17 protein-coding genes are annotated in these 25,379 nt (G+C 58.0%); 9 read left to right on the top strand and 8 right to left on the bottom strand.

Going from position 1 to position 25,379, the window contains the following annotated elements; translation table 11 throughout:
* Nucleotides 1-289 precede the first annotated feature (289 nt).
* On the top strand, nucleotides 290-2,674 hold the full coding sequence (locus AC2TEL_RS07675) for a mechanosensitive ion channel family protein (protein ID WP_480903004.1): 2,385 nt from the start codon (nucleotides 290-292) through the stop codon (nucleotides 2,672-2,674).
* A gap of 87 nt (nucleotides 2,675-2,761) precedes the next feature.
* Here AC2TEL_RS07675 and AC2TEL_RS07670 read toward each other — a convergent pair whose 3' ends face one another.
* The 5 genes from AC2TEL_RS07670 to AC2TEL_RS07650 are packed head-to-tail and all read right to left on the bottom strand — an operon-like array spanning nucleotide 2,762 to nucleotide 9,986.
* Entirely contained in the window at nucleotides 2,762-4,117 is a 1,356-nt protein-coding gene (locus tag AC2TEL_RS07670) for a CoA transferase (RefSeq protein WP_480903002.1), read from the bottom strand.
* Complete coding sequence (locus AC2TEL_RS07665; protein ID WP_480840939.1) at nucleotides 4,114-5,268, bottom strand: ABC transporter permease; 1,155 nt, start codon at nucleotides 5,266-5,268, stop codon at nucleotides 4,114-4,116. The genes AC2TEL_RS07670 and AC2TEL_RS07665 overlap by 4 nt, the downstream gene beginning before the upstream one ends.
* Nucleotides 5,265-6,293, bottom strand: coding sequence for an ABC transporter permease (locus tag AC2TEL_RS07660; protein WP_480840937.1), 1,029 nt, complete (start codon nucleotides 6,291-6,293; stop codon nucleotides 5,265-5,267). Before AC2TEL_RS07660 ends, AC2TEL_RS07665 begins: the two co-directional genes overlap by 4 nt.
* A gap of 14 nt (nucleotides 6,294-6,307) precedes the next feature.
* Nucleotides 6,308-8,221, bottom strand: a complete 1,914-nt coding sequence (locus AC2TEL_RS07655) for an ABC transporter substrate-binding protein (protein ID WP_480840935.1) — start codon at nucleotides 8,219-8,221, stop codon at nucleotides 6,308-6,310.
* Nucleotides 8,214-9,986: an ABC transporter ATP-binding protein gene (locus AC2TEL_RS07650; RefSeq protein WP_480903000.1), complete on the bottom strand. Its 1,773-nt coding sequence runs from the start codon at nucleotides 9,984-9,986 to the stop codon at nucleotides 8,214-8,216. The genes AC2TEL_RS07655 and AC2TEL_RS07650 overlap by 8 nt, the downstream gene beginning before the upstream one ends.
* 233 nt (nucleotides 9,987-10,219) lie before the next feature.
* Here AC2TEL_RS07650 and AC2TEL_RS07645 point away from each other — a divergent pair, with 233 nt between their 5' ends.
* The 6 genes from AC2TEL_RS07645 (at nucleotide 10,220) to AC2TEL_RS07620 (ending at nucleotide 17,471) form a co-directional block, all read left to right on the top strand.
* Nucleotides 10,220-10,717 (top strand): class I SAM-dependent methyltransferase, encoded by a 498-nt coding sequence (locus tag AC2TEL_RS07645; RefSeq protein WP_480840931.1) that lies wholly within the window; start codon nucleotides 10,220-10,222, stop codon nucleotides 10,715-10,717.
* A 90-nt stretch (nucleotides 10,718-10,807) separates the two neighbouring features.
* On the top strand, nucleotides 10,808-11,437 hold the full coding sequence (locus AC2TEL_RS07640; protein ID WP_480902998.1) for a glutathione S-transferase: 630 nt from the start codon (nucleotides 10,808-10,810) through the stop codon (nucleotides 11,435-11,437).
* Nucleotides 11,438-11,546: 109 nt separating this feature from the next.
* A complete protein-coding gene (locus AC2TEL_RS07635) occupies nucleotides 11,547-13,949 on the top strand; it encodes a GcvT family protein (protein ID WP_480902996.1) in 2,403 nt (800 codons plus the stop codon).
* 5 nt (nucleotides 13,950-13,954) lie between these two features.
* Nucleotides 13,955-15,496: a trimethylamine methyltransferase family protein gene (locus tag AC2TEL_RS07630; protein WP_480903097.1), complete on the top strand. Its 1,542-nt coding sequence runs from the start codon at nucleotides 13,955-13,957 to the stop codon at nucleotides 15,494-15,496.
* Nucleotides 15,497-16,180, top strand: coding sequence for a TetR/AcrR family transcriptional regulator (locus tag AC2TEL_RS07625; protein WP_480840925.1), 684 nt, complete (start codon nucleotides 15,497-15,499; stop codon nucleotides 16,178-16,180).
* A complete protein-coding gene (locus tag AC2TEL_RS07620) occupies nucleotides 16,167-17,471 on the top strand; it encodes an NAD(P)/FAD-dependent oxidoreductase (protein ID WP_480902994.1) in 1,305 nt (434 codons plus the stop codon). The genes AC2TEL_RS07625 and AC2TEL_RS07620 overlap by 14 nt, the downstream gene beginning before the upstream one ends.
* Here the strand turns inward: AC2TEL_RS07620 and AC2TEL_RS07615 are convergent.
* Complete coding sequence (locus AC2TEL_RS07615; RefSeq protein ID WP_480902992.1) at nucleotides 17,468-20,863, bottom strand: indolepyruvate ferredoxin oxidoreductase family protein; 3,396 nt, start codon at nucleotides 20,861-20,863, stop codon at nucleotides 17,468-17,470. The genes AC2TEL_RS07620 and AC2TEL_RS07615 overlap by 4 nt on opposite strands.
* A gap of 143 nt (nucleotides 20,864-21,006) precedes the next feature.
* Here AC2TEL_RS07615 and AC2TEL_RS07610 point away from each other — a divergent pair, with 143 nt between their 5' ends.
* Nucleotides 21,007-21,468 (top strand): Lrp/AsnC family transcriptional regulator, encoded by a 462-nt coding sequence (locus tag AC2TEL_RS07610; protein WP_480902990.1) that lies wholly within the window; start codon nucleotides 21,007-21,009, stop codon nucleotides 21,466-21,468.
* 3 nt (nucleotides 21,469-21,471) lie between these two features.
* Here AC2TEL_RS07610 and AC2TEL_RS07605 read toward each other — a convergent pair whose 3' ends face one another.
* Complete coding sequence (locus AC2TEL_RS07605; protein WP_480840917.1) at nucleotides 21,472-21,861, bottom strand: DUF3307 domain-containing protein; 390 nt, start codon at nucleotides 21,859-21,861, stop codon at nucleotides 21,472-21,474.
* A 213-nt stretch (nucleotides 21,862-22,074) separates the two neighbouring features.
* Between AC2TEL_RS07605 and AC2TEL_RS07600 the strand changes: the two genes are divergently transcribed.
* Nucleotides 22,075-25,071 carry an ABC transporter transmembrane domain-containing protein gene (locus tag AC2TEL_RS07600; protein ID WP_480903096.1) on the top strand — a complete coding sequence of 999 codons (2,997 nt, stop codon included), beginning with the start codon at nucleotides 22,075-22,077 and terminating at the stop codon, nucleotides 25,069-25,071.
* A 6-nt stretch (nucleotides 25,072-25,077) separates the two neighbouring features.
* Here AC2TEL_RS07600 and AC2TEL_RS07595 read toward each other — a convergent pair whose 3' ends face one another.
* A complete protein-coding gene (locus AC2TEL_RS07595) occupies nucleotides 25,078-25,365 on the bottom strand; it encodes an ArsR/SmtB family transcription factor (protein WP_480841437.1) in 288 nt (95 codons plus the stop codon).
* Nucleotides 25,366-25,379: the final 14 nt, after the last annotated feature.

Below are 25,379 nucleotides of genomic sequence, written 5' to 3'. Positions count from 1 at the left end.
AGGGACTTTCGTGATCCAGCAAATGCGACAAGCATTGCGATTTGGCAACAGCCGATCCGCGCGAACACAACAGTTTGCCTGCCTGTCAAACTCGCCTGGCTCACGCCGAGCACATACAGGTTACCCCGAGCGGTCATATTCAATTTTCTGAGAGTTGGAAACACATTATCCCCTCAGCCGCCGCAGGAACTGGAGCAAAGCACATATTCAGGGGCTGCACGCAGAAGATTGTACAGGCTTCATGGCTTCTGTAATCTGCCTGACAACTGCGAACTGGATGCAACATACTATGAAAATGAACTATCTTGCCGGGCTGATCCTGGTGTTCTGGCTGGCGGCTTTGGGCCTTGCAAAAGAAGTTGCGGCGCAGACGTCGTTGATACCTGGTTACCCATCCGGCACGACCGAAGAGACAACTGCCACATCCGACGGAGATCTGGCTGCAGCGATCCGCGCTGCCTCCGAGGCGGGCGCGAGCGTAATCGTGATCGACAGTGCTGGTCAGGTCGTTTCATCCACCGCCCAGCAGACCAGCGGAACCGGCGAAGATGCATCTGCGGACCCAATGGGCGAAGGGTCGCAACTGATGAAGGCGCAGGAGCGGCTTTCGAAATTCCGCGCATCGCTCGACTCTCGCTTGCAGGCCTTGCCCTATTCGATCTTCGAAGTTCAGTACGTCCTGCGCCAAACCAGCCCGGACGGGCGGATCATGACCTATGTCGAGGTTTTGCTCTGGGCGATCCTGTTCCTGATGATCGGCCGCTGGCTGTCGATCGAGATATACGGAAAGCGCATTGCCCGCCGTCATGTGGTGTCGCGCATCAAGGAAAACCCGCAAGGTTATCGTGAAAAAATGCCCTTTCTGGTGTTCCGTTTCCTCATGGGGGTTGGTGCGACGGTATTCGCGATGGTGCTGGCGTATATCGTCGGAGAGTTGTTCTTTATCGGAACGGAAAAGGATATCTCGATACAGTTCACGGTAACGGCCATTTTCACCGCCTTCTTCCTGTCGCGTACCGTGTCTGACTTGTGGCGAATGGTCCTGTCACCGTATCTTAGCCAATATCGACTACCGCCGTTCTCAGACCGGGATGCAAAGCGGCTGTATATTTGGGCGTCCGCTCTGGCCACTTTTGATATCTCGGTCGTGATGTTTTCGACCTGGGTGGCGGATTTCGGACTGAATTACAACGTCTACGCCATGGTTTACGGCGTGCTGACGATGCTCGGTGCGTTGGGCAATATCCTGATGATCCTGTTCAATGCGCGGGCGATTTCGAATGCCATCCGGGGCGGACGCGCGGCGGATCAGGTGTCTTGGATTCTGCGGGTCGTCTCGTACGGGTGGGCACCTGCGCTGATCGTCTATATCGTGTTCAGCTGGTTCCGGCTGGCGGTCGATCTTGCGCTTGAAAACCCGACGCCGATCCCGCTGATTGCCAGCACATACCTGATCTTCATGTCCGTCGTCATCGCATATGGCGCGATGAACTACTTTCTGGAGCGCTACTTCGATCGCTCTCGCAAGATTGAGGAGATGAATGCAGAGGGCGCCGACAGCGATGAGGAAATCGAAATCGCTGAAACCCCCGAAGCTGAGCAGAGAAAGCACTATCTGCTAACATACGAAGATCTGGCGCGCAGGGTTGCCGGAATTCTGGCCTTTGTCATTGGCGCCTATGCGTTGGTGGTGATCTGGTATCCGGACGCGGACTGGAGCGAGGAACTGCCGGTCGAACGCGCCCTTGATGTGATGGTCATCATCTTCATCGGTTACATTCTGTTTCATTTCTTCCGCATCTGGATCGACAGCAAGATCGCCGAGGAATCCGACGATGGAGCAGCGGAAGCCGAGTTGGGCGATGAAGGCGGCGAAGGTGGACAGAGCCGACTGGCTACATTGCTGCCGTTGTTCCGGGGGGCGATCCTTGCGGTCGTGGTTGTCACGATTGTTCTGATCGTGCTGATGGAATTGGGCATCAATGTCAGCCCGTTGTTCGCGGGCGCCGGTGTCGTTGGTCTGGCCGTCGGCTTTGGATCGCAGACGCTGGTGCGGGATATTTTCTCGGGCGCGTTTTTCCTGATGGATGATGCGTTCCGAAAGGGTGAGTATATCGACATCGGGGATGTGAAGGGGACGGTCGAGAAAATCTCGGTTCGGTCGTTCCAGTTACGGCACCATCTGGGCGCGTTGAACACGATCCCGTTTGGCGAAATCAAGGTTCTGACCAATTACTCCCGCGACTGGGTGATCATGAAGCTGCCTTTGCGTGTGACATATGACACAGATGTCGAGAAGGTACGCAAGCTGATCAAGAAGCTTGGTCAGGAACTGTTGAGCGATCCGGTCATCGGAGACAATTTCATCCAGCCGCTGAAGTCCCAGGGCGTGATCGAGATGCAGGATTCGGCGATGATCATCCGGGTCAAGTTCATGACGAAGCCGGGTGATCAGTGGCTGGTGCGCAAGAAAGTGTATCAGGAAATCCGCGAATTGTTTGCGCGCGAAGGCATCCGCTTTGCGCACCGCGAAGTCACCGTACGGTTGGCGGACGGAAAGGATACCGACGATCTGACACCGAAGCAGCGCGAAGCGGTGACAGGGGCGGTGCAGGCCGCCATAGACGAAGACATGCTGGACGAAATCGGCCCGGCTGGCGGGGATGACCGATAGGGTGGTCTCCCGCCCCTTTGATCTGCGTCTCTGGCGAGACGCCGGTCAAAGCGTTGGGCCGGGCCGTGCGTTCCGCACGGCGATTGCTCAGGATTTCAAAGAGGGCCAGACCGGTTCGGACGTTCCCGTTTTTGAGGCGGGAAGAGACCAGTGCATGTTTGCGGCACCGACGTTCAAAGCGGGTTTCAGACGGTGACCGGGTCCCCAGCCGGATATTTCAATAGTCCGGTCGAAATCGTCGGGTGCTGCATCCGTGATGTCATCTCCAGCGCTGGATTTGGCGAGGCTGGCAAGCAGTTCGGCCGTACGGGCAAGCGACAGTCGGGCATCCATCACGGCGTTTTGCGATGCGGCCTCAGCCAAAGCTGACAATACCGCCGCAGCCATGAAGTAACCGGTTGCATGGTCCAGAGCCTGTACGGGCAGAGGCGTCGGTTTGTCAGACTTGGCCCAGTCGCGTCCTGTATCCGCGATCCCGGAACTCATTTGGACGAGACTGTCAAAGCCACGCCGCGAAGCCCACGGGCCTTGCCAGCCATAGGCGTCCAGTGTCACTTCGATACGGTTGGGGGCCAGCGTGTCCCTCTGGGATTTATTCAGTCCAAGTGCATCCAGCGCACCGGGGCGATAGCCGTGGACGAAAACATCAGCCTGCGCCAGCAAATCTTTTAACTGGTCAAGCCCCACAGGCGATTTCAGATCCAGATAGGCGCATGTTTTACCAAGCGAGATGTCCGGGATCACACCGGGTTCGTCCCAACCAGGAGGATCGATGCGGAGTACGTCGGCGCCGAACCCGGCAAGGGTACGCGTAGAGACTGGCCCCGCCAGCACACGTGTCAGGTCAAGGACGCGCAGACCCGCCAAGGGGCGTTCGGCTGTCGCCCGCGGGCGTTCGCGCAGCGTGATGCTGCGTGGCCCCTGCCAGCCGATCAGCGGATCGCGCGCCACGGCGCGGCCTTGTGGATGATCCTGCCACTCGGACCGGCTGCGCATGGCTGCGGCGACGCCGCCCTCGGCCACGATTGCCGTTTCCAGCTCGGAAATCGGGCAACTTTTTACCGCTTCGCTGACGAGGTTTCGATCCGCTTTGACGCCCAGAACTTTCAACGCTGCAGCGCGATGATGTGGCAGATTGGTGTGAAGTCTGATCCAGCCGTCAGATGCCCGATAGTCACCCGCTATGGCGTCCCAAAGACCAGGCATTTCCCACCCGTCCGGTTTGAACGAATACCCGAACCACAAAGAGGCGAGCCGGTGATCAACGGCCACCTTTGGCGGCTTGTCGGTCAGGTTCAGGTCCACCGAAAGGCGCGAGAGTTCTTTACCGACAGTCGCAAAGCTGGCGGTTGCCAGTTCTGAGACCGCAAAGGCACTGGGGCGGGCACCTGTCCCTTTCACCTCATAGGTGTCGGCCGCAGGGAGAGATGCCAGCAGACTCATTGCTGATAGGGGTCCAGGCTGTCGCGCAGCCCGTCGCCCAGGAAGTTGAAGGCCAGCACGATGATGATGATCGGCAGCATCGGGATAGCGGTCCAGGGATAGATTTCGATTGATGCGAGGTTCTGTGCGTCATTCAGCATGACACCCCAACTGACTGCAGGCGCACGCAGACCAAGGCCAAGGAAGCTGAGGGCCGTCTCCCCCAGGATCATCGCGGGGATCGACAAAGTGGCCGAGGCAATCAGGTGTGACATGAAGTTCGGCAGCAGGTGCTTGCGGATCACGCGACCGGAACTGGCGCCCATCATCTCGGCAGCGCGCACATATTCCTCTTCCCGAAGGGACAGGAATTTTGCACGCACGGAGCGGGCGAGGCCGGGCCAATCAAGGATGCCGAGGATGATCGAGATGATGAAGAAGACGGCGACCGGGCTCCAGTTCGAAGGCACCGCGGCGGACAGAGCCAGCCACAGAGGCAGCTCGGGCAATGAGCGCAGGATTTCGATCACCCGGTTTATGACCCAGTCGATCTTGCCGCCGAAATATCCCGCCAGCGATCCGAACAGGATGCCCAGAAAGAACGAGACAGATATGCCGATCAGGCCGACGGTCAGTGATAGTTGAGCGCCGTACAGGATACGGCTGAATACGTCCCGTCCAAGCCTGTCCGACCCCCACAGGAACAGGGTCGCGCCTTCGGGGGCGCAGAACAGATGGGTATCCGAACGGATCAGACCTGCCAGTTTGTATTCGGACCCCTCGCAGAAGAAACGGATCGGTCGGGGGTCTTCGGTATCGGGTACGAATTTCCACTGGAAGGTCTCGAGGTCTGCCTCGGCCACGATTGGATAAACATACGGGCCAACGAATTCGCCATCGTGGAACCAGTTCACCGACTGAGGCGGTGCATAAAGATGTTCGCCGTTTCGGTCGTTCGGACCATAGGGTGCTATGAACCCCGCGAAGGGCAGCATCAGATAGCACAGCAGCAAGAAAACACCGGATATCAGGCCCAGCTTGTGGGTCCTGAACTTGCGCCAGACCAATACCCAGTTCGGGGCGTCCAGATCGGCACGTTCAAGTTGTTGCAGAGACGCCTGCGGATCAAAGGGAGCGTCGTCGACATAGCGACCGTCGGGTTGTTTGGTCATGCTTCGCGCCCCTCATATCGAATGCGCGGGTCCAGCATGACCAGCAGGATGTCCGAGATCATTGTGCCGATCAGGGTCAGCAACGCGACGAACATCAGGATGAACGCGGACAGGAACTGGTCTTGGGTCTTGAGCGCGGTCAGCAGGGTCGGGCCAATGGTCTGCAATCCCAGCACGACCGATACCAGAACCGATCCCGATACCATCGACGGCAGCAGGTTGCCGATGTCCGCAACAAACGGGTTGAAGGCAACGCGCAGCGGGTATTTCGTCAGCATCCGGGATGGTGCCATGCCTTTGGCAATCGCGGTTTCCACGTAGGGTTTGCCCAGCTCATCCAGCATATTCGCGCGCAGACGCTGCATCATTGCTGATGCTCCTGAGGTGCCGATCACAAAGGTGGGCACGATCAGGTGCACGAGAATGGACTTGAGCTTGTCCCAGCTCATCGGTTGACCTTCATAGACCGGGTCCATTAGTCCGCCGATGGGCAGGTTGAAATAGCGGTGCCCGTAATAAAACAGGATCAAGGCCAGCAGAAAGTTCGGCGTGGCCAGACCAAGGTAACCGACGAAAGCCGAGGTATAATCGATCCACGTGCGTGACCTTGCTGCGGCAAGGACGCCGAGGGGCAGGGCAACGGCATAGACGAACAGGATGGCGGCCAGATTGACCACGACGGTCAGCCAGAGAGTGTCGCCGACGATTTCGGATACCGGTCTGTCAAACTCAAATGACCAGCCGTAGTTACCTTGCAGCAGCCCTTCAAACCCATGCGGGCCGGGCCAGAATCCGACCCAGATCAGATACTGTTCCCACATTGGCCGATCCAACGCGTATTCCTTGCGCAGAAACTCGGCCTTGGCCACGCCTGCGGACTGGCCCGAAGCCTGCAATTCCGCGATCTGATTGCTGAGGTAGTCACCGGGTGGCAAGTTGATGATCACGAAGATCAGAACCGAGACCACCAGAAGCGTCAGCAGCATGGTGAAAAAGCGATACACCGCATAGCGGAGCATGATCATTTAGCTGCTCCTAGTCAGTCGGCGAAAAAGAACTCGTCCGGGCGGTGGATGCCGAAATGGGCGCCGGGCTCCCAGGCCCACATGGCCTGTTCAGGAACATTGCGCAGCCGGTTCGAAACGACGATGGGCTGAGGTGCACCGTTCAGGATACCGATTGCAAATAACTGATCGGCGTGAATTTTCAGCATCTCCGTCCAGACGGCGGTGCGCTCTTCGTCCGTTGTTGCAACTTCCCAGTCATGCGCAAGCTGCATCAGGCGCTCGGCTTCCGGCATGTCGGGCGGCTCGCCGGCGTCGCCACCGGTCTGATAATGTTGTCCCCACTTGGGCCAGGCCAGAAACACCTGATCGGTCGGGGCAAGGTAAGCCGGAGAAGTATGGTATTGCGGAATACCGTCATCCCAGCCGAACCAGACCGAGGCCATGGTGCTGCCTGAAAAGACGCGATTGCGCAGGATGTCCCGGTCCAGCGGGCGCATCACCAGCTTCACACCGATCTCGCGCCACGTATCGGTAACGATTTGCAGGGCGTTTTCGACCTCTTGCCGTTCCCCGGCCGTTTCAATGACAAATTCCATCGGTCGGCCATCGGGCAGCATTCGGATACCGTCCCTGTTCCGTTCGGTCAGGCCGACCTCGTCCAAAAGGGCATTTGCCATGTCGATGTCGTATTGCGCCCAGGCCTTGGCATTCTCTGCATCATAGAAAGGGGATGCAGGCAGAACGGACATGGCACCCGGTTGCGCCAGTTTGAAGTACAGCGCCTGATTGATGGTCTTGCGATCTATCGCCAGCGACAGGGCGCGCCGCACGCGGACATCGCGCAGGACCTCTCTCCAGGTTTCGTCTTCGAAGTTCAGGTTGGGATAGATGGCGATCTGCGATGCGACGCCTGTCTTCCAGAGCAGCGTCTTGTAATTGCCCTCGGCCTCGCCCTTTTTCAGGATCGAAGCATCGCGGAACGCCAAGCCGCGCCCCTGCAGGTCGCTTTCGCCCGCGTTGGTTTTGGCGGCGACCAGTCCGGGGGCCACGATTTCCATTTCGACCACGTCGATATAAGGCAGTTGCACGCCATTGCTGTCGATGCGGTGATAATAAGGGTTGCGCACAAAGTTGTGCCGGATCTTTTTGCCAGAACTTGCATTTAGCCAGGGTTGCAGCGTCGGCAGTTCGTGATTGTCGAACTTATAGAGATTGTCCAGTTTGTTGTGCAGCGCGGCCCAGCTTTTGACGCGGGCATCTTCGACCAGGAAGGCCAGTTCTTCCTGATCGGCGAATTTTTCGTGATATTGTTTGAGAAACGCAGATGGTCGATAGATGAACGGTGGTCGGGCCTGCGCCAAAGATTGCAGGAAATTCGGGTTTGGGTTTTCCCACTCGAAAACTACGGTTTTGTCATCAGGGAAAGTCACGACAGGCGGTTTGCCCTCAACCAGCAGGAAATCGGGTGGGCCTGACGGGCTGAGCAGCTCGTTGTTGGCAACATCTTCCCACCAGTAACGGAAATCTTCGGACGTGAATGGCGATCCGTCAGACCATTTATGCCCTTCACGCAGGCGCAAAGTGAACTTGCGGTTGTCTTCGTTTTCGAATGAGGCAAGCAGGTCAGGAGTAATTTCGTAGTTGTGGTCAAATCCGACCAGACGCGCATAACCATACACAACCATTTGCCGAATGTCCTTGGATCGTGTGACCATGGTGCGCAAAGTCCCGCCCGGTTTGCCGAATTCACGACCCTTGGCTGCCAGATCGACGATCAGCGGTTCCTGTGGCACGCGCTCAGCGACAGGCGGCAGGTGGCCGCTGTCGACTTCGGCTTTCCAAAATGCGCTTTCCTGAAGATTTGCGGGAATCTCTGCCATGGCGGGCAGCATCCCCAAAAAGGCCAGCGCAGGCCCCAGAAACAGATGTCGAGTGGTCTTAAACATGGCAACGTACCTTATGGCCGGGCTCCATCTCTACAAGTGAGGGTAGCATGGAGTCCGTGAAACGAAAGGCGTCTTCCCAACTGTCCGGCGAACCTGCGCCCAAAGCAACCAGTTTGAGGTTGATCGGGCGATTGATGTCAGGTTCAGGCTGAGCAGCGATCAGAGCCTTGGTGTAGGGGTGGCGAGGATTATAGAACAGCGTCTCGGGCGGTGCCTGTTCGACAACCAGTCCCTGACGCATAACAGCAACCTCGTCGGCGATGCGGGCCACGACGGCAAGGTCGTGAGAGATGAAAAGATAGGACAGGTTCAGACTGTCCTGCAAATCTTCAAGAAGGGTCAGTATCTGTTCCTGAACGGATACATCCAGCGCCGAAGTAGGCTCGTCACACACAATCAGGGCAGGATCCAGCATCATGGCGCGTGCGATCGACAGGCGCTGGCGCTGGCCACCTGAAAACGCATGCGGATAGCGTTTGAGCATGTCGGCATTCAACCCAACCCGCTTGAGCATATCAGCGGCTTTGTCCCGTTGCTCGGCGGCTGAGCCAAGGCGATGAATCTCCAACGGCTCGGTCATGGCGTCCTGAATGCGCATTCGTGGGCTGAGCGAACTGTAAGGATCCTGAAATACCATTTGCGCTTTGCGCTGAAAGGCCGTCCGTTCCTCTCGTGTCATCCGGTGCACCGTTATGGGTTCTGCATCGGCCGACGTGCGGAACAGAACCTCACCACCGGGATCGGGCAACTCGGCCCCAAGGGCGATTCGTGCCGCCGTTGTCTTTCCGGAGCCGCTTTCGCCGACAATCGCCAGTGTTTTTCCGCGTGCCAGTTTTAAATCCACCCCCCGGCAGGCGTGAATAAGCTTGTCCGCCTTCCACCCCCGGGAGGACCGCATGGTATAGGTCTTGGACACTCCGCTCATCCGAAGGATCAGGTCCTCGTCCGGCATTGGCAGGCCGACAGCTTCCTGATCCGGGATTTCCGGCGCAGCATCGAACAGTTGTTTCGTATAGGGGTGAGCGGGATCGTTGAGGATCAGATCGGCCCGACCCGATTCCATCACGCGCCCCTTGTGCATGACCACAACCTGCTCGGCCATATTCGCCACGACGCCGAGGTCGTGTGTGACCAGGATCAGGGCCATGCCCGTTTCCAGCTGCAACTCTTTGATCAGGCCCAGAACCTGCGCTTGAGTTGTGACATCAAGCGCCGTTGTCGGTTCGTCGGCGATCAGCAGTTCGGGTTTGGCGACCATGGCCATCGCGATCATGGCCCGTTGGCGCATCCCGCCAGACAGCTCGAAAGGATATGAATCATAGGCCCGTTGAGGGTCCGGAAAACCGACCCGTTCAAACTGGGTCAGAACTTCCTTTCGGGCCTGCGCCTCTGATGCGCCGCGATGCAGCCACAGAACCTCACTCACCTGATTGCCGATTTTGTGCAGCGGCGACAGCGATCTCATTGGCTCCTGAAAGATCATCGAAACCCTGTTTCCGCGAACAGAACGCATCTGACGTTCGCTGATTGCGGTCAGGTCCGCCGTTCCCTTGGAGTCGTTCAGCGTGATCGTGCCGCTACGAATTTGCGCCGTGCGCGGAAGAATTCGCAGAGCGGCCCGGCACGAAATCGTTTTGCCCGAGCCGGATTCTCCGACCAAGGCAAGCGTTTGTCCCGGATCGACATCAAAGTTGACGTTCTGAACAACGTCGGCGCCCGCGCCAAAACCGATGCTGAGATCACGGACGGACAACAACGCGTTCATTCGGGATTTCCACCCGGCTGGCCGTGGATTGACATCGGCTGTTTCAACTCCCTGTCTTTTTTGATGCAGTTTCGCGCGGTTGGGGCGGGCTAGTCAAACACCTTATTGGGCAGAAACGTCGCGGAATCATGAAATCCGGACCGGTGCGACTACACAAAGTGTTGAGATTTTGTCATCAAGCCTCCGATCGGCACCGATTAAGTGTCGTTTGAACAAAACAAGAGGTTTGGCCCGTGCCCAACAATCAAAGTCGCCTGGATCTGTTTATTGACCGCATGGTGTCGCAGCGCGCCTGCCTGGATTACGCCATTGCGCGGACCGCAGATCAGGCTGGTCCGGTGTTTGAGTTGGGGCTGGGCAACGGGCGCACTTACCACCACATGATGCAACACATCCGGAATCGTCCCGTCTATGTCTTCGAACGCGCCATCGCCTCGCACCCGGAGTCGACGCCGCCGGATGATCAGGTGATTCTGGGCGATGTCAGGGATACTCTTCCCGCGTCGGTTGACCGGTTTGGCGCGACCGCCAGTCTGATCCACGCCGATCTTGGTGGACACAACCGCGATAAGAACGACGTGTTTGCCCGCCTGGTCTCACCTCTGATCGAACCGCTGCTGGCGCCGGGTGGGTTGATGGTGTCCAGCGACCGGATGTACTTCGCGAACCTCAAGGAAGTGCCGCTGCCCGATGGCGCAGTCGAGGGGCGCTGTTTCATCTATCAACGCTGATCTGCCGTCGCGTCACACCGGCTGCGACTCGCCTTACACAATTTTCACGGTCTAACCTGTCAGCATGTTGTTTCAGGAAGGATCGCCCGAATGCTGTTCTATGATTGCCCGACCGCGCCAAGTCCGCGCCGCGCCAGGATGTTCATTGCGGAAAAAGGGCTTGAGATCGAAACCCGCGACATTTCAATCGCGAAAGGGGAGCAACTGGGTGACGCGTTCATGGCGGTGAACCCAAGAGCGACCGTCCCTGTTCTTGTGACGGACGAAGGTACCGTTTTGACGGAGAATCTGGGGATTGCGGCCTATCTCGAGGCGCGCTTTCCTGAGCCTTCACTGATGGGCAAGACCGCGGATGAGAAGGGTGCCGTGCTCATGTGGAACGCAATTGTCGAACAGCAAGGCGGCGCGCCGATTGCCGAGACACTGCGCAACACGCATCCCGCCTTCGAAAGCCGCGCCATTCCCGGCCCTGTCAGCTATGCGCAGATTCCTGAACTGGCACATCGCGGTCGCGACCGGGTCAACGCGTTCTTTGAACTGCTGGAAACGCGTTTGAAAAGAAGCACATTTGTCGCTGGCGAATTCTTCTCGCTCGCCGATATCTCGGCCTTTGTTTTCGTTGATTTTGCCCGGGTCATTAAGATGCGTATTCCCGATGAAAATACGGCCTCACGAGCTTGGTTTGACAGCATCAAGGCCCGGCCCAGCGCAGAAATCTAGTTCTCGCATCAGCGCATACCCGCGTTTCTCCTGTACTGTACAGAAATGTCTAGACAGAACTGAACAGTGCTATTAGCGTCTCCTCAGATTCTGTTCAGGGGAGGTTGGGATGAAATCCCAGTATCGTGTCGTGGTCATCGGGGGCGGAGTTGTTGGCGCCTCGGTCCTGTATCATCTGGCCAAGTTCGGCTGGTCGGATGTGGTCATGCTTGAGCGGCGGCGATTGGCGTCCGGGTCGTCTTGGCACGCGGCAGGCGGCATCCATGCGCTGAACGCCGATCCAAACATGGCGTCGTTGCAGGCCTATACAATCGACCTGCTGAGCGAGATCGAGAAAGAGTCGGGCCAGAATATCGGCTTGCACATGACGGGCGGCCTGACGCTCGCCGGAACGCCCGAGCGGTGGGAGTGGTTGCAGGCGAACTATCGCATCTTCCAGTCTATCGGCATTGATGACTGCGAGTTGCTGACACCGCAAGAGGCGCAAAAACGCTGCCCCATCATGTCCACCGATGGCGTGTTGGGCGCGATGTGGGCCGATCGTGAGGGGTATATCGACACGACTGGCACGGTGCAGGCCTACGCGACGGCAGCCAAGAAACGTGGGGCCGAATACTACGAGGAAACCAAGGTCGAAGAACTGATCCAGACTGCTGATGGCTGGCAGGTGGTGACCGACCGGGGCACGATTACCTGCGAGCATGTGGTCAACGCGGCGGGTCTCTGGGCCAAGCAGGTTGGGCGCATGGCTGGGGTGGAACTGCCGGTGTCTCCGCTGAAACACCACTATCTGATCACCGACACCGTGCCCGAGGTGGCCGAGGCTGATTTCGAGATGCCGATGACCGTGGACCTCGAAGGCTTCACTTATATGCGGCAGGACCAAAAGGGCGTTCTGGTCGGTATCTATGAGGTCGACCACGAACACTGGGCCATGGATGGCGCGCCGTGGAATTATGGCGAGGAACTGTTTCAGGAACAACTCGACCGGATCGAGAACGAACTGACGCTGGGCTTTGAACGTTACCCCTCGATCCAGAATGTGGGCATCAAGACTTGGGTGAACGGCGCGTTTACGTTCTCGCCCGACGGCAACCCTCTGGTGGGTCCGGTACCCGGCAAGCCCGGCTATTGGTCGGCCTGCGCTGTGATGGCGGGCTTCCTGCAGGGTGGCGGCGTTGGCAAGACGCTGGCCGAGTGGATGATCCATGGCGAGCCCGAGGCAGACGCGTGGCCAATGGATGTGGCGCGCTATGGCGATTTTGCTCAGAACAAGCGGTATATCCGCGAGACGACCGGTCAGTTCTATTCACGCCGTTTCGTGATGACATACCCGAACGAACAACTTCCCGCCGGTCGTCCGCTGAAAATGGCTCCGGCACATGATGCAATGACCGAGGCGGGCTGCAAGTGGGGCGTGAGCTGGGATCTGGAAGTCCCGCTCTATTTCGCGCCGAAAGGGTTCGAGGAAACCCCAACGCTGAAACGGTCAAACGCGCATGACATCGTGGCCGAAGAATGCAAGGTGATCCGCGAAGGCGTTGGGCTGCTGGATATCTCGGGCTTTTCGCGTTTCGAGGTTTCGGGTCCAAACGCCGAGGCTTGGTTGGATAAGGTCATGGCCTCGAAACTGCCCGCACCGGGGCGCGCCAAGCTGGCGCCGATGCTGGGCGAAAACGGACGTCTCAAGGGTGATCTGACCGTACTCAACTGGGGTGATGGCAGCTGGTGGATCATGGGCAGCTACTACCTGCGCGCCTGGCATATGCGTTGGTTCGATGATCACATGATGGATGGCGTAACTGTCCGCGATCTGGGTGAGGAATACTGCGGCTTTGGCCTTGTTGGCCCGAAGTCGCAGGCGGTGATCGAGAAGTTGGCGGAACAGGATATCTCGGGTCTGAAATTCATGGGCTGCGGTGATTTTGACATCGGTCTCGTCCGCGCTCGTGTCGCGCGCATGTCAGTGACAGGTGAAAAGGGATACGAGATCAACTGCCGCTATGGCGATCACATCAAGCTGCGCCGGATATTGTTGGAGGCCGGGGTTGAGGAAGGAATCCGCGAATGCGGGTTCAATGCGATGCTGTCGACGCGGTTGGAGAAGAGTTTTGGCATCTGGTCAGCGGAATTCACGCAGCTTTACACGCCGGGTATGACCGGCATGGATCGCTGGGTAGACTGGGAAAAGGAGTTTGTTGGCAAAGAAGCCGCAAAGGCCGAACGTGACGGCAACGGCCCGGCTCAGGTGCAGGCGACGCTTGAAATCGACGCGTTGGATGCCGATGCCAGCGGGTATGAGCCGGTCTGGGCCAATGGTGAACGCGTGGGTTTTGTTACCTCGGGGGGCTACGGACATTATACCGGCAAGTCGCTGGCAATGGCTCTGATCGACCGCGACAAAGCCGCGCCGGGAACCGAATTGTCGGTCCACGTGGTGGGTGTTGAACGCCCCGCGCGAGTGATCGCTCCGTCGCCTTACGATCCTCAGGGCAAAGCGATGCGGGGCTGATCATGATGACTCAGGACCGAGGGCGACGACGGCGGGGGCGGGGCGCTGAAGCTGCTCCGCAGCCCAGCCGCGATGTGAACTATCGCCAGTTGCGAAACCCCTTCCCGTTGATGGAAGTGTTCCCGTCGGATCAAATCGCTGACATGCACGAAACTGCGCTGCGAACATTGCAGGAGTTGGGGGTCAAAGTCCTGCTGCCAGAGGCACGAAAAATCTACGCTCAGGGTGGCGCGCGGGTGGATGAAGACAGCGAAATGGTCTTCATCGGGCGCGATATGGTCGAGGCCGCAGTGACCTCGGCCCCGAAATCCATCGCTTGCAGGGCCGGAGCGCGGCGCAGGGACTTCACACTGGAATTGGGCAGTCTGGTGTTTCAGCCGGGGGCAGGGGCTCCGAACGCGACCGATCTGGAGCGCGGGCGTCGCCCGGCGAGCGGACAGGATTATCTGGAATTCCTGAAACTCACTCATCATTTCGACGTGTTCCAGATGATCTCGCCACAGGTCGAGCCACAGGACGTACCGACCCACCTGCGCCACTACTTCACGACGCAGGCGCAGATGGAGTTGACCGACAAGTTTCCATTTTTCTTCTCACGCGGAACGCCGCAGGTAATGGATTGCTTGCAGATGCTTTCGATGGCGCGCGGGCTGACAGATGATGAGTTCCGCGCCAATCCGCATTGCTACACAATCATAAACACCAACAGCCCGCGCACATTGGATATCCCCATGGCGCAGGGTTTGATCGACTTTGCGCGGCACGGCCAGATGTCGATTATCACGCCTTTCACCCTGATGGGGGCGATGGCGCCGATAACCGTGGCCGGTGCGATTACGTTGTCTCATGCCGAAGCACTTGCGGCGCTGACGCTGACCCAACTGACGAACCCCGGTGCGCCAGTCTGCTACGGGACATTCACCAGCAATGTCGATATGAAATCGGGAGCGCCCGCCTTTGGCACGCCTTCGCATTTTCAAGCGTCGCTGGCAGCCGGCCAATTGGCCCGGCATTTGGGCCTGCCATGGCGTTCAGCGGCGGGATCGGCCGCAAACATCAACGACGTGCAGGCCGCCAACGAAAACCAGTTTGGGCTTTGGGGCTGCCTGATGGCGGGCGCGACAGTGATCATCCACTCGGCTGGCTGGCTGGAAGGTGGTTTGACTGTGTCGTTCGAAAAGATGATCTGCGACGCCGAAGTGCTGAACATGGTGGCCGAGCTTTGCGCCGGGGCACAGGCCAGCGCGGCCGAGATAGGGTACGATACTGCCCTCAGCGAAGTTGATCCCAGCGGCCATTTCTTTGCAACCAGCCAGACGATGGATCGCTACAACACCGCCTTTTACGAACCGCACCTGCACGACTATGCCAATTTCGGCACCTGGACCGAACGCGGGGCGATCGACGCAAATCATCGCGCAACCGGGGTTTGGAAAGACATTCTGGCCAACTTCGAAGCACCCGATCAGGATGCGGGTCGCCTTGGGGCGTTGCAGGACTTCATCGCTCGCCGCACCGAAGAAGGCGGCGCACCGCCGGAGAGTTAAATGAGCACCAAACCGATCCTTCACCGTGATGATCCCGAGGCCGAGCCCTTGGTCGGTAACATCAAGGTCACGCGGGATGACTGGCTGAACGTGGCAATGGACGTGCTGATCTCGGACGGCGTCGAGCAGGTCAAGGTAATGAACCTGGCCGAGCGGATGGCTGTGTCCCGGTCATCGTTTTACTGGTACTTCAAATCCCGGCAGGAATTGCTGGATGCGTTGCTTGCCCGGTGGCAGGCGACCAACACGGCGGCCTTGATCGCCCAGTCCGAGTTACCGGCAGATACGATTACGGCGGCGGTTTGTAACGTGCAGCGATGCGTCGTGAATACCGAACTGTTCGATACGGCGCTGGATTTCGCAGTGCGCGATTGGGCACGCCGGTCCGGCAAGGTGCGGAGAATGCTGGATCAGTCGGATGCGCGGCGCTTGGCAGCCTTGTGCGCCATGTTCATCCGTTTTGGCTATGACGAGACCGAGGCCGAAACCCGCGCCCGTGTACTGTACTACATGCAGATCGGATACGATCTGGCGCAGCTGAACGAGCCGATGGCCATCCGGTTGTCGATGGTTCCGCACTACCTTTATGTCTTCACCGGCGTCGAGCCACGGCCAGAAGAGATCGAAGAATTCAGCGATTACGCAAAACGGTTTTGGGAAGGAACAGATCATGAGCCAACCTGACGCAATCATCATCGGAACCGGAGTGATCGGTGCAGCTATTGCCTTCGAGATGGCGAAGAAGGGATGGAAAACCCTGTCGCTGGATCGAAATACTCAGATTGGACACGGGTCGACAGCCGGGTCCTGTGCCATCATTCGCATGCATTATTCTACCTTCGACGGCACCGCCTTCGCATGGGAAGGATATCACTACTGGCGCGACTGGGCGGACTATCTGGGTCTGCCAGACGATGCCAACCTGGCGCAGTTTCGTGAAACGGGCTGTCTGGTGATGAAGACTGAAGCCAACGAAATGCTGGAAAAGCACAAACAAAACAGTTTGGCCTTGGAGTGCCCCTTCGAGGAATGGTCGCCAGAGAAAATCGTCGAACACCTGCCGATCTATTCGCTGGAAAGCTATGCCCCCGCGCGACGCATGGATGACCCGGAATTCGGGCAACCAAACGGCGGCCACCTACAGGGTGCTGTCTTCTGGCCAAAAGCGGGATATGTCACGGACCCGGCGCTGTCGGCGCAAAACCTGATGGATGCGGCCAAATCGCATGGCGCGGAAGTGCGCACAGGTGCGGAAGTGGTCGAAATCCTGACGCAGAACGGCCGTGTGTTCGGTGTCAAGCTGGCCTCGGGCGAAGAGATTCAGGCCAAAATCGTCGTGAACGTTGCCGGCCCGGGGTCTGCAATCGTCAACAAAATGGCGGGCGTTCTGGGCGACATGACGATCGAAACCCGCCCCTTGCGGCAGGAGGTGGTGCACGTTCCTGCGCCCGAAGGCTTTGACTTTGAACATCACGGTACAATCGTTTCGGACAGTGACATCGCGCTTTATTGCAGGCCGGAACACGGTAACCACATTCTGATCGGGTCCGAGGATCCCGAGTGCGATCCGCATCAGTGGTGTGAGGATGACCGGAACTACAATCACGACTTCACGGACCAGTGGACGACGCAAGCCATGCGGTATGCGCAACGCGTGCCCAGCCTGGGCATCCCGTCAAAAACACGCGGCGTCGTTGATCTGTATGATGCATCAACCGACTGGATACCGATTTACGATAAATCCAGCCTGCCGGGGTTTTACATGGCTTGCGGTACAAGCGGTAACCAATACAAGAACGCACCGATTGCCGGCAAGATGATGGCGGCCCTCATAGAGTATTGCGAAGGCGGGGAGAACCACGACACCGCGCCTCTGCAGTTCGAGTTGCCCTATATCAAGCGCACAATCGATGTCGGGTTCTATTCCCGCAAACGACCGATCAACACGGATAGCAGTTTTTCGGTTCTGGGCTAGGCGGTGGCTTTGCGGGCTTGTTCAAAGCTGGACGCTCGAACAGGCCCGTAACCTCGAATCTGATCGGCTGCTGACAGGCTATCCAGCCAGCTATTCTCAGACCGGGCGGAATAGTCTGTTTCCAGCCGGATCAAAAGGTTTTCGTACCAAGCGAGTATATTGCGGTGCAGCCGCGCTTCGGAGTGATACCCGAACGGGTTCCAGACCTTACCACGCAACCCTTTGGCGCTGGCAATTCTCGTCAACACGGGGCGGAACCAGGGTCCGAATTGCCATTTGACCGGTCGGCCTTGCGCGTCTTTTCGCCAGCTCATCAGCGGCGGGGCGAAATGGTATCTCGTCTTGAATTCACCATCGAATGTGCAGTTCAGCTCGTCTGTGAAAGCATCTGAAGTCTGCAAACGAGCGACTTCGAATTCGTCCTTGTAAGCCATGAACCGGAACAGGTTTCGAGCAATGCTTTCGATGACGCTGTCCGAGATTTGCGGCTGCGCAGCGCGCAGGGTGGCAATTCGATCAGTATAGCGTTTCGCATAATCCGCATTCTGATAATCGCACAGGAAGGCTTCGCGACGTGCAATCATCTGTTCCAGTGTTTCGGCTTTGTCTTGCGGCTCGACACCGTCTGGCAGACGGCCGGGATCAGCGGCAAGGCATCGTCCGATGGCTACGGCAAGCCGGTTTTTCTCAACTGCAACTCCGTTCAAAAGAATTGCCTGTCCCAAGGCGCTGTGAGACACCGGAACCAAACCCATTTGCCATGCGTAACCCAGCAGGATCATGTTGGCGAAAACAGCATCCCCAAGAAGGGTTTCAGCAGCCCGGTTTGCATCAAACCCCAACAGGTTTTCAGATCCCACGACGCTTTCAATCGCCTGTTCTCGGGCGGATACGTTCAACTGAGCATCGCGGTGCAGAACCAGATCCCCGGTTGGCATCTCGGCCCGGTTCAACACAATCTGCGTACCCTTGCGATAATGCGCCGAAGCCTTGGGCGCCGAGCTGACCACCACGTCACATCCGATCACGGCATCCGCGGCGCGTATGTCAATGCGAACCTGATTCAGCGCATCCGGGGACGCGCTGAGGCGAATATAGCTGAGGACTGTCCCAAACTTCTGGGCAAACCCGGTAAAGTCCAGAACGGATGCTCCTTTACCTTCAAGATGCGCTGCCATGGTGATCAGGGCGCCGACGGTCACAACGCCGGTTCCGCCAACCCCGGTGACCAGCAGGTCGTAAGGCTGATCCAAATTTGGCAGCGCTGGGGCGGGCAGGTCGCTCTCCAGATCGCTCAGATCAAGGTCGACGGCTTGTTTCCGGCGTTTGGCACCTTCCACGGTAACAAAACTGGGGCAGAACCCGTTCAGGCACGAGAAATCCTTGTTGCAGGTGCTGAGGTTTATTTTGCGTTTGCGGCCAAAGGGTGTTTCGCGCGGTTCGACACTCAAACAGTTCGAGGCGACGGAGCAATCCCCGCACCCCTCGCAGACCAGATCGTTGATCCATACGAAGCGGTCCGGGTCCGCCATCGTGCCGCGCTTGCGGCGGCGGCGTTTTTCGGTGGCACAGGTTTGTTCGTAGATCAGGACGGAAACGCCGGGTATGTCGCGCAGTTCGCGCTGCACGGTATCCAGTTCGGAGCGGTCGTGAAATGAAGCCCTCTGCGGAAAGTCCGCATGACAAAATTTGCCTATGTCATCCGAAACCACCGCGATCCGGTCCACGCCCTCGGCACGGCAGGTCTGGGCGATGCCCGGAACGCTGACCGGCCCATCGACCGGTTGCCCTCCGGTCATGGCGACGGCGTCGTTATAGAGGATTTTGTAGGTGATATTGGTTCCTGCGGCGACCGCCTGCCGGATCGCCAGCGAGCCCGAGTGATACCAGGTTCCTTCGCCAAGATTCTGGAAGATGTGCTTTCCGCCGTTGAATTTCGAGGCGACCACATGCGGCACCCCTTCACCGCCCATCTGCGCATAGCCGGCGGTTTCGCGGTCCATCCATGACGCCATAACGTGACACCCGATTCCGCTGGCTGCGGTCGAGCCTTCAGGAACTTTGGTGGACGTGTTGTGCGGACAGCCCGAACAGAAATACGGCGTGCGCGTGGCCCCCGGTACGTTGATCAGTTGGGGGGATGTTTCGGTCAGCACTTTGGCCTTGGCAGGCAGCCCTTCCTCGGGGAAGAAGGTGTGCAGCCGCGTGGCGACGATCGGCGCCAACATCAGAGGGCTCAGCTCACCGGTCCAGGGGACCAACGGTTCGCCATGGCTGTCATATTTGCCGACCATCTTGTGTGGCTTGTCCCCGGGCCAGTCGTAGAAATATTCCTTGAACTGGCTTTCGATTATCCCGCGCTTTTCTTCGACGACAAGCACCTCGGCCTTGCCTTTCACAAAGCGCAGCGCGTTGCGGCGGGCCAGTGGCCAGACCATACCGACCTTGTAGATGTCAATGCCCAAGCGACGGCAGGCGGCCTCGTCTAACCCCAGCAGACGTAGCGCCTCCATCAGATCGAGATGCCCTTTTCCCGTGGTGACGAACCCAAACTTGGCGTTCTCGATGTCATAGATTCGCCGGTCGATCGGGTTTTCTTCGGCAAAAGCCCGGACCGCGCGCAGCTTGTGCTGAATGCGCGTTTCGATTTCTGGCGATGGCAGATCGGCCGAGCGCACGTGCAATCCATTCGGCGGCAGTTCAATCTGCGGTAGGATGAATTGACGGTCCGGGCGCAGTTCCACGGAGCGTGCGCTTTCCACGGTTTCAGATACTGCCTTGAAACCGACCCATGTGCCTGAAAACCGCGACAGTGCCAGACCGTATTCGCCAAACTCCAGATACTCCTCGACCGAAGCGGGGTTTAGCGTCGGCATGAACCACGCCATGAAAGCCACGTCAGACTGGTGGGGCATCGAGGAGCTGACGCAGCCATGGTCGTCGCCCGCCACGACCAGCACCCCTCCTTTGGGGGCCGACCCGTAGGCGTTTCCGTGTTTCAGTGCGTCACCCGAGCGGTCAACACCTGGCCCTTTTCCATACCACATGGAAAAAATGCCCTCGACCTCGCAATGTGGGTCCAGTGTGGCTTGCTGGGCGCCCAGTACGGCGGTTGCGCCCAGGTCTTCATTCACCGCTGGCATAAAGGTGATGCGGTCGGTCTGCAGGCGATCCTTTGCCCGCCACAGCTCCAGATCCAGACCGCCCAGCGGGGAACCGCGATAGCCCGAGACAAAACCGGCCGTGTTCAGGCCCGCCTTCCGGTCACGTCGGGCCTGATCCATCATGATCCGGACCAGAGCCTGAGTGCCGGTCAGGAAAACGCGACCTTCAGTCTGTGTATATCGGTCCTCAAGTTGATAGGTGCGCAGCGCAGGGTTGGGGTGGGTCATCGCGTAGTTCCGTCGGATTGCCTGTGATACCCGGGAATTCTAGCCCACTTTCGGTGGAAAATTGTGCCAAGGTTGACTTGGTATTGAAGGTTTGACGAAAAATCTGTTCAGTGGTGAGGCAAGTTTTGAAAGGAGCGTCCAAATTGAGCCATCTGGATGACAGAGATCGCCTTATCCTGGAGCATCTTCAGACGGACAGCCGAATGTCGAACGCCGATTTGGCGGACAGGGTGGGCATGTCCGCTTCGGCACTGTGGCGCAGGGTGCGTGCGCTGGAAGAGGCGGGGATCATCGAACGTTATGGCGCAGTGGTTAATCCGCCCGCCATGGGGCTGGCATTCGAGGCCATCGTCCACGTTCACCTGACCCGCCACGACCCGGAGAGGATTGTCGACTTTATCAGAGCGGTGGAGGTGAGCCCGGAAGTGCAGGAATGCTATGCCACAACAGGGCAGGCCGATTATCACCTGCGCGTTCTTTGCCATGATCTGGCGGCCTATAACGAATTTTTGGAAGATTTCCTGTTTCGTCTGCCCGCCGTCGCCAGCGCGCAGACAAATGTTGTGTTGCGTACGATCAAACGCAATCGGCCGATTGTGCCTTGACCGTCAAGCCGCAAACGTCGCCCAGGCCCACGCCATGGCAATATAAGTGAGATTGTGCAAACACTGATCCAACCCTGCCGCGCGCCAGAAAGCAGCCTGATTGGGCTGTAGCTGTTTCTTGTCGGAATAGCTGGCTTTGGCAAAGTCGATGTGGAAATGAACAATCCATTCAAGCGCCGCAATGATCAGAATAAACTCAACCGGCGCGCGAAAAAGAGCAAAAATAATGACAGACCCCACGACATGCACCGCGGCATGCTGAGCCCGGCCCATATGGAGATATGTGCCTCGCCCGGAAAGCATCTTGGGCGTCTGTAGATAGTAGTCGGCAAACATGTGTTTGATCTGCAGCAGGCAGAGCAACAGGAACACGGTGCCTATTGTAACAGGCAAATGGACCCTCCCGATATCGTCCTGAACCAAAGACTAGGGGTTAAAACTGCTGCACGCAAATGAACTTGTTCACACAAGGGAAATTTGGCGTAAATCGGGAATTCATTTGCGTCGTTGGATACGATTGCGGTAAATTCGGACCGTTGTATTCGCGTCGAAATCAGTGATTTAAGCGACGGAACAGAAGCAGGGGCAGGTTCCATAGAAAGCACGATTTTTCGGTTTATCTGGAAATACTCAAAACGCGATCAGCTGATCCTGCTGGCCGTGACTTCCACGCTGTTTCCGCTGCTCTACCTGACGTTGGAATTACCCAAGCGTATCATCAACGATGCTATTGGTGCCGCAAGTCCCGTCGTGAATGTCTGGGGGTTCAGTCTGGAACAGACAACGTTCCTGATGATCCTGTGCTTTGCCTTTCTAATCGCGGTACTGGCCCATGGCCTGATGAAAATGCGTATCAACACGATGAAAGGCGTGCTGAGCGAACGGATGTTGCGTCGGTTTCGCTATCAGTTGATCAGCCGCGCCCTTCGCTTTCCGCAACCGTATTTCGAGCGGGTCAGCCAGGGCGAGATGGTATCGATGATCACGGCCGAGAGCGAGCCGATGGGTGGTTTGATGGGCGATGCGATCAGCCAACCTGTCCTGCAAGCCGGGCAGATGATCACGATCCTGTCGTTCCTGTTTTTGCAAAGCTTCTGGTTCGGTCTTGCGGCTGTAGCATTGATACCATTGCAAGCCTGGCTGATCCCGCGCCTGCAACGTCAGATCAATCTGCTGAACAAGAAACGTATTCAGGAAGTGCGCGTTCTGGCCGCTCAGATCGGCGAGAATGCGGCCGGTGCCTCGACCCTGCGCGCCAACGGTGGGTGGCGCTATCGTCGGGCCATGATTTCAGATCAGTTGGGGCGGTTGTTCGGCATCCGGTTCGAGATCTACCAGAAAAAGTTCTTTATGAAGTTTATCAACAACTTCATTTCGCAACTTACGCCCTTCATGTTCTATCTTGTTGGTGGTCTACTGGTTCTGCAGGGCTCGGTCTCGCTGGGCGCATTGGTTGCGGCGTTGGCGGCCTACAAGGATCTGAGCTCTCCTTGGAAAGAACTGCTGACCTATTACAACCAGACGCAGGACATGTCGCTGCGCTGGGAAGTTGTGGTTGAACGCTTCGCGCCATCCGGCATGGTCGACGAAAAGCTGTTTGAAGGTGATCCGGAAACGCGTCCTCGACTGACTGGTGACATCGTTCTGGATCATGTTTCGGTTCGCGATATGGATGGCAACCACGTACTAGACGATCTGGAACTGACTTTTCCTGCCGGTAAGACCGTAGGTATCTCAGCCCCAAGTGAAGAGGATCGGCGCGCACTGGCCGACTTGCTGACCCGTGAAATCCTGCCCAGCTCCGGGCGAGTGGAAATAGGGGGCCAGAACCTGTCGGAGCTGCATCAGGCGGTCGTGGCCGCGCGCATTGGCTATGCTTCGTCCCGGCCGGTCATGTTTCAGGGTTCGTTGGGCGATAACGTGATGATGCCGATGCGCATCAGGCCCCTGTCCAAAATTCTTGACGACGCCGATTTCGCGGAGACTTTGCGCGCCGGCAACAGCGACGATCCCTTCAGGGCCGAATGGCTGGATCCGTCGTTGGCCGGGTTTGAGGGTCCTGAAAACCTGCGCGACTGGTGGTTGCAACTGATCGACGGAATGGGGTCCGGAACCGCGCTGTTCCTGCGCGGTGCGGAACAGGCATTTGATGCAGACGAGCATCCGGAATTGGCTCGAAAACTGGTCGAGCTTCGCCCGCTCGTGAAACAGGCCGTGCAGAACGCCGGGTTGGAGCAACAGGCGCTGGTTTTCGACCGCGACACCTACAATCCCGCATTGCCCGTCGTCGAAAACCTGCTGTTTGCCACGCCGCGCGTTCCGGTCACTCAGGAGTTGCTGGCCCGGCAAACAGTTTTCCTGGGTCAGTTGCGCGAGTTGGGACTGGACGAAACCCTGATCGGACTGACCCGCGATGTGATCGACATGTTGCGCCAGATCTTTGGGCTGGACGGAACCGATCACCCGCTGTTCCGCAAGCTGGGGCTGGAGGTGCAGACCTATGAAGCCGCGGTTGAACTTGTGGAACACACAAGGAAAGAGGGAGCGTCGGGACTGGATGATGAACAGTTGGCCAGCCTGTTGGCCGTCCCCTTTGTCATCTCGGCCGAACAGATCGGACCCGCGTTCACGGACGGATTGAAGAATCGAATTCTCGAGCTGCGGGCCAGTCACTCCGAAAAGCTGATGGAGCGGTTGCATGATGTGTTTGTCCCTTTGGACATGAACGAATTTGCGCCAGGGCTGACGGTTATGGAAAATGCCCTGTTCGGCAAAGTCAGCCAGATCGGTGGTGCGCGCTCGGACGAGGTTCGCAAAACGATTGTCGATGTGCTGACGGAAAACGGCGCCCGGCCATTGGTGGTCGAATTGATCTACGATGTTCCCGTGGCGCTGGGCGGCCAGAACCTGCCTGCGGTATTTGCTGAACCTTTGGCCTTTACCCGGGCCACCATCAAAAAACCCGATGTCCTGATCCTGGAAAATGCGTTGGCCAGCTATGACATGGAAACACAGGTGGCGGTATACAAGAACCTGCGGGCTTTGTTGCCAGAGACGACTGTCATATACTTGAATGACCAGTTTCAGAACCCGCAGGCGTTTGACATGTTTGTCGAAATTCGCCAGGGCCGGGTTGTTTCGGACGAAGGACCCGCAGACGTGGAAGAAGACGGTGCCTCTTCAGCCGATCTGGCGCGCAAGTTGCGCGCGCTCGAACAGACCCCGTTGTTCTCGGGGTTGGACAGGCGCCAATTGCGCCTGTTGGCTTTTGGAGCGCAGTGGTTTGCGGCAAAACCGGGAGAGATTGTCTTTCTTAAAGACGATCAGCCCACCGATGGGGCTTATGTAATCCTTCAAGGTGAGGCAGGGCTGTATCTGCCGCAACCCGATGGGCCGGATCAACTGATCACCAAGGTAGGTGCCGGTGCACTGGTTGGCGAGTTGGGCTTGATCAGAAAAGAACCCCGCGCGCTGAGCATGATCGCCGAGACCGAGCTGTCTTGTCTGCGCGTCGGGGAAGAGGAATTCCTGGCCGTTGTGGAAAACGATGCGGCGACGGCCTTCAAGTTGATGCAGGTGATCGCCGGGTATGTCTCCAACTAACCGACGTCAGTCGGTCGGTTTGCAGAACAGGTCGTACAGCAGTTCGATAACCTGGGCAGTCTTCCCGTCGTGCAGGGCATAGTAGATGGTCTTGCCTTCGCGGCGGTTCTTCACCAACCCCTCTTCCCGCAGGCGTGCCAGCATCTGGCTGACTGCCGCCTGTCGCATGTCCAACAAGGCCTCCAACTCGCCGACAGAGCGTTCACCCATGCTCAGATGGCACAGAATCATAAGGCGGCCCTGATGGGCAAGGGCTTTGAGGAAGGCCGCCGCCAAAGCCGCGCTTTCTTCCATATCGGCCGGGTTCT

Source organism: Ruegeria sp. HKCCD9138, from assembly GCF_057220975.1.
This window is presented reverse-complemented; position numbering and strand designations above follow the sequence as displayed.

Coding starts and splice junctions, on each gene's coding strand:
- AC2TEL_RS07630 (WP_480903097.1), top strand. CDS start 13,955: ATGACTCAGGACCGAGGGCGACGACGGCGGGGGCGGGGCGCTGAAGCT.
- AC2TEL_RS07595 (WP_480841437.1), bottom strand. CDS start 25,365: ATGGAAGAAAGCGCGGCTTTGGCGGCGGCCTTCCTCAAAGCCCTTGCC.
- AC2TEL_RS07665 (WP_480840939.1), bottom strand. CDS start 5,268: ATGACCAAACAACCCGACGGTCGCTATGTCGACGACGCTCCCTTTGAT.
- AC2TEL_RS07660 (WP_480840937.1), bottom strand. CDS start 6,293: ATGATCATGCTCCGCTATGCGGTGTATCGCTTTTTCACCATGCTGCTG.
- AC2TEL_RS07615 (WP_480902992.1), bottom strand. CDS start 20,863: ATGACCCACCCCAACCCTGCGCTGCGCACCTATCAACTTGAGGACCGA.
- AC2TEL_RS07640 (WP_480902998.1), top strand. CDS start 10,808: ATGCTGTTCTATGATTGCCCGACCGCGCCAAGTCCGCGCCGCGCCAGG.
- AC2TEL_RS07655 (WP_480840935.1), bottom strand. CDS start 8,221: ATGTTTAAGACCACTCGACATCTGTTTCTGGGGCCTGCGCTGGCCTTT.
- AC2TEL_RS07675 (WP_480903004.1), top strand. CDS start 290: ATGAAAATGAACTATCTTGCCGGGCTGATCCTGGTGTTCTGGCTGGCG.
- AC2TEL_RS07670 (WP_480903002.1), bottom strand. CDS start 4,117: ATGAGTCTGCTGGCATCTCTCCCTGCGGCCGACACCTATGAGGTGAAA.
- AC2TEL_RS07650 (WP_480903000.1), bottom strand. CDS start 9,986: ATGAACGCGTTGTTGTCCGTCCGTGATCTCAGCATCGGTTTTGGCGCG.
- AC2TEL_RS07625 (WP_480840925.1), top strand. CDS start 15,497: ATGAGCACCAAACCGATCCTTCACCGTGATGATCCCGAGGCCGAGCCC.
- AC2TEL_RS07635 (WP_480902996.1), top strand. CDS start 11,547: ATGAAATCCCAGTATCGTGTCGTGGTCATCGGGGGCGGAGTTGTTGGC.
- AC2TEL_RS07620 (WP_480902994.1), top strand. CDS start 16,167: ATGAGCCAACCTGACGCAATCATCATCGGAACCGGAGTGATCGGTGCA.